Annotated in this window: 6 protein-coding genes; 5 read left to right on the top strand and 1 reads right to left on the bottom strand. The window is 67.4% G+C overall.

Annotated features, from left to right (window positions below):
- The 5 genes from AC16JP_RS11950 to AC16JP_RS11930 all read left to right on the top strand — a co-directional run.
- Positions 1-296 (top strand): TonB-dependent receptor domain-containing protein (locus AC16JP_RS11950; RefSeq protein ID WP_484340841.1); only part of this gene is annotated, 296 nt, incomplete at its 5' end.
- Positions 290-1,108, top strand: coding sequence for an alpha/beta hydrolase (locus AC16JP_RS11945; RefSeq protein WP_484340840.1), 819 nt, complete (start codon positions 290-292; stop codon positions 1,106-1,108). The genes AC16JP_RS11950 and AC16JP_RS11945, both read left to right, overlap by 7 nt.
- Complete coding sequence (locus tag AC16JP_RS11940; protein ID WP_484340839.1) at positions 1,105-1,383, top strand: hypothetical protein; 279 nt, start codon at positions 1,105-1,107, stop codon at positions 1,381-1,383. The genes AC16JP_RS11945 and AC16JP_RS11940 overlap by 4 nt, the downstream gene beginning before the upstream one ends.
- Positions 1,380-1,676 carry a hypothetical protein gene (locus AC16JP_RS11935; protein WP_484340838.1) on the top strand — a complete coding sequence of 99 codons (297 nt, stop codon included), beginning with the start codon at positions 1,380-1,382 and terminating at the stop codon, positions 1,674-1,676. Before AC16JP_RS11940 ends, AC16JP_RS11935 begins: the two co-directional genes overlap by 4 nt.
- Positions 1,677-1,680: 4 nt before the next feature.
- Positions 1,681-3,279 (top strand): PepSY-associated TM helix domain-containing protein, encoded by a 1,599-nt coding sequence (locus AC16JP_RS11930; protein ID WP_484340837.1) that lies wholly within the window; start codon positions 1,681-1,683, stop codon positions 3,277-3,279.
- On the opposite strand, the gene AC16JP_RS11925 is transcribed toward AC16JP_RS11930, so the two are convergent.
- Positions 3,276-3,608: urea transporter (locus AC16JP_RS11925; RefSeq protein WP_484340836.1), on the bottom strand; the 333-nt coding region annotated here is incomplete at its 5' end. The genes AC16JP_RS11930 and AC16JP_RS11925 overlap by 4 nt on opposite strands.

Genomic DNA, 3,608 nt, shown 5'->3' with positions numbered 1-3,608 from the left:
ACTACACCGTGCCCTCGGGGCCGCTTGCCGGGCTTGGCTTCGGCGGCGGCGTTCGCCACACCGGCAAAAGCTATGGCGATGTCGCCAACAAGCTGGATATCCCGGCGCACACGCTGATCGACGCCCTGCTGCGCTACGACTTCGGCAAGAACGGCGGCGCGCTCGAAGGCCTCTCGGTTTCGGCGAACGCCCGCAACCTGCTGAACAAGACCTATGTCGCCACCTGCGGCAGCGTCGCTTCCTGCTACTTCGGATCCGGGCGGACACTGAACATCCGGGCGCAATACCGGTGGTAACGGCACGGCTTGGGCTGGCGCTGCTGGCAATCCATGCGGCAGCGGCGGCGGCGGCGTCCGGCTGGACGATCGCATCGTCCGAGGTCCGCGAGGTGCATTCGAACGACGGCCAGACCTATCGGCTGATCATCAGGCGGCCGACGGGCACCCCGCCGGCCGCCGGCTGGCCGTCACTATGGCTGCTCGACGGCGACCAGAATTTTGCAACGGCCGCCGATCTCCATGCCCGGCTGCTGCGCTTTTCCGCCGGCAAGGTGGCAGATGGCTACATCATCGCCATCGCATCGCCCGACATGGCGCGCCGGGCTTTCGACTATACCCCGACGCCCGACGACCACGGCAACAACCGCCTTGGCGGTGCCGCCGCGTTCCGCGAACTGCTGACCGGGAAACTGATGCCCGAGCTTGGCGCCGAGCTGGCGCTGGATCCGGCGCGCCGTTCGATGATGGGCCACAGCCATGGCGGCCTGTTCGTTATCGATACCATGTTGCAGCAACCAAAACTGTTCCGGACATACGTCGCATCCAGCCCCTCGCTCTGGGCGGCTAGCCGGCATGTGCAACAATCGGTGGCGGCCCTCGCCACCCGGCTCGATGGCGCTTCCCCCAGTCTCGTCCTTACGGTGGGCGACCGCGAAACCGGCGGGCCTGCCGGCAGCCGCGACGGCGTTGCAGCAAACACGGCGCTTGCGCAGCAACTGGCGCGGATCGAAGGCGTCTCGGTGCGCCTGCGCATCCTGCCCCATGAAACCCATGGCTCGGCGGTGCTTCCGGCACTCGGCCAGGCCCTGCCCGAGGTATTCGCCCGATGATCGCGTTCCTTGGCCTGACGCTCGGCATGATCGCCGCCCTGCTGCTGTTCGCCGGATACCGGCCCGCCGGTGGCAAGCGCGGCAGCGCCACCCCGCGTTTCGTCCGCGCAGCAGGCTGGCTGGCCGCTGCTACCACGCTGGCGGTGCTGCTGCTGCATTTCGGTGCAGCAACGGCGGTGTTCGTGCTGCTCGTCACGCTGATGCTGGGCTGCTCGCTGGCGCCGCTGCTGTTCGCATGGGTGGCGCGCGACGCAACGCCCGAGGACGCACGATGACGGGCGGCGGGATCACCAGCCGCGACTGGTTCGGCAAGACCCTCGCGGCGGTTACCCTCGGGTTTCTGCTGGCGGTCGGGATATCCGGCCTCTGGGCGTGGTTCGGGCCGGGCGGCATCCGTGGCGGGCCGGCCAAGGTGCAGATCACCATGTGGATGGTGCCGCTCTGGTGGGGCCTCGCCTGCTCGTTCGTGTTCCTGTTCCCAAGCACGCGCGCCGCATGGGGCTGGCTTGGGCTGTTCAACATCGTCGTCTGGGGAATGCTCCTCGGCGGCCAGAAACTGCTGGGTTGAAGCGATGCGTCAGGACGTTCTGAAAACCTACAAGGACGTGCATAGCTGGGTCGGCATCATTGCCGGCATGTTCCTGTTCATCGCCTTCATGGCCGGTGCGCTGACGATGTTCCGTGCCCCCCTCACCCGATGGGCGACACCGCCCTCGGCACAGTTTTCGGCGCCGCTTCCCGTCGATCGCACAGAGGAACTGGTGGCCGCAGTCGCCGCACAACACCCGAAGGCGGCCGATCGCTACACGATCCAGCTTGAGCCGGGGCCGGAAATGCCCGCACGGCTGTTCTGGAGCGAAGGCGGCCGGCGCGCGCAAACACTGACGGGCGCGAACCTTTCCGCCGACGGCAGACTTGAGGTGCACAAGGTGGAACCGTCAAAGCTTGGCTATCTCGCCGACGAACTGCACCGGCGGGTCGGCCTGCCGCTTCCCAGGTCGGTGGTGATGCCGATCACCGGCATTGTGTCGATGCTGTATCTGGTGGCGATCGTTTCCGGGCTGATCGTGCTGCTGCCTAGCCTTGCGAAAGACATGTTCGCCGTGCGCGTCGGCCGGAATCTGAAACGCATGTGGCTTGATGTGCACAATGTGCTGGGCCTGTTCAGCCTGCCCTTCCACATCATCATCGCTCTGACGGCGATCGTCTTTGCCGTCCACGATCAGATCTACGACGTGCAGGACAAGCTGATCTATCAGGACAGGATCGAACAGCGCTTCGAGGACCACCCCGAACCGCCCGCACCCGCACCCGATGCAAAGCTGCTTCCCGTCACCGAACTGCTGGCGCGGATCCGGCAGCAGGCGCCGGGCTTCACGCCGCTGACGCTGGCCTACAGCCGCGCCGACGCCGACCACGGCGGCCACATGACCTTGCGCGTTTCCGGCTATGACGATCGCTATGGCCACCGTTCCGGTACGGCGGGTTTCGTCGGCGTCGATCCGACGACGGGGAAAATGCACGAACTGGACCTGATGCCCGGCCATCAGCCGCCGATGGCCGCGACGCTGACCAGCTTCTTCACGCTTCACTTCGGCAGTTTCGGCGGCGCCCCCGTCCGCTGGGGGTATTTCGTGCTGGGAATAGCCGGGGCGTTTCTGTTCTACACCGGCAACCTGCTGTGGATCGAAAGCCGCCGCAAGCGCGAGCGCCGCAACAGCGGCCCCGTCACCCAGAGCAGGCAGACGATGGTGCTGGCTGCACTTACTGTGGGCGTGTCGCTCGGCTCGGTGATCGGTGTCGGCTTTTCGATTGCGGCAACGAAACTGCTGCACGGCCATGTGGCGAATGCGGAAAACTGGCACATCGGCATCTACTATGCGTTGTTCGCGGCAGCGATCCTCTGGGCGTTCCGGCGCGGTGCAGCGCGCGCAGGCGCCGAATTGCTGTGTGCCGCCGGCGTTGCCGCGTTGGCGATCCCGCTGGTTTCGCTTGTGGCACCGGGGGCGTGGAACCACGCCGACGGCAGCCGCATCGTCGACTGGGTGGCGGCACTTCTGGGCCTCGGCTTGCTCTGGCTGGCCCGCCGTTCGCACCGGCGCGCCCGATCCGGCCAGAAAGACAGCGTCTGGAATGCGGCGCCCGCGCAGGCGGCCGCACAGCAGCCCTAGCCGGGCGATGGCGCCAGCCGGTCGAACGCGCGGGCGGCAAGCAGAAACGCCCAGGTAACCAGCACGAAGGGCAGCGTCAGCGCCGGCACGCCAAGCGGCGCCAGCGCTGCTGTCGCCGCCGCCACGACGAAGGGCGTCACGATCACGCCAAGCGCCGCATAAGCAGTGCCAAGAGGCCCCGGTTTCAGGAACAGGCCGCCCAGCGCAATCGCCACCAGCACGCTGTTGAAGCCGAACGCGCCAGCGCGGATCGCCGGTTCGGCGGCCCCCATCGCCCAGCCGACCGCCAGCCCGCCCATCGACCCCGCCAGCGCCGCCACGAACGCCCG

This window comes from Sandaracinobacteroides sp., assembly GCF_057137845.1.
This window is presented reverse-complemented; position numbering and strand designations above follow the sequence as displayed.

What these genes read in the sequence shown, in the direction of transcription:
- AC16JP_RS11940 (WP_484340839.1), top strand. Translation starts at nt 1,105, where the DNA reads ATGATCGCGTTCCTTGGCCTGACGCTCGGCATGATCGCCGCCCTGCTG.
- AC16JP_RS11935 (WP_484340838.1), top strand. Translation starts at nt 1,380, where the DNA reads ATGACGGGCGGCGGGATCACCAGCCGCGACTGGTTCGGCAAGACCCTC.
- AC16JP_RS11930 (WP_484340837.1), top strand. Translation starts at nt 1,681, where the DNA reads ATGCGTCAGGACGTTCTGAAAACCTACAAGGACGTGCATAGCTGGGTC.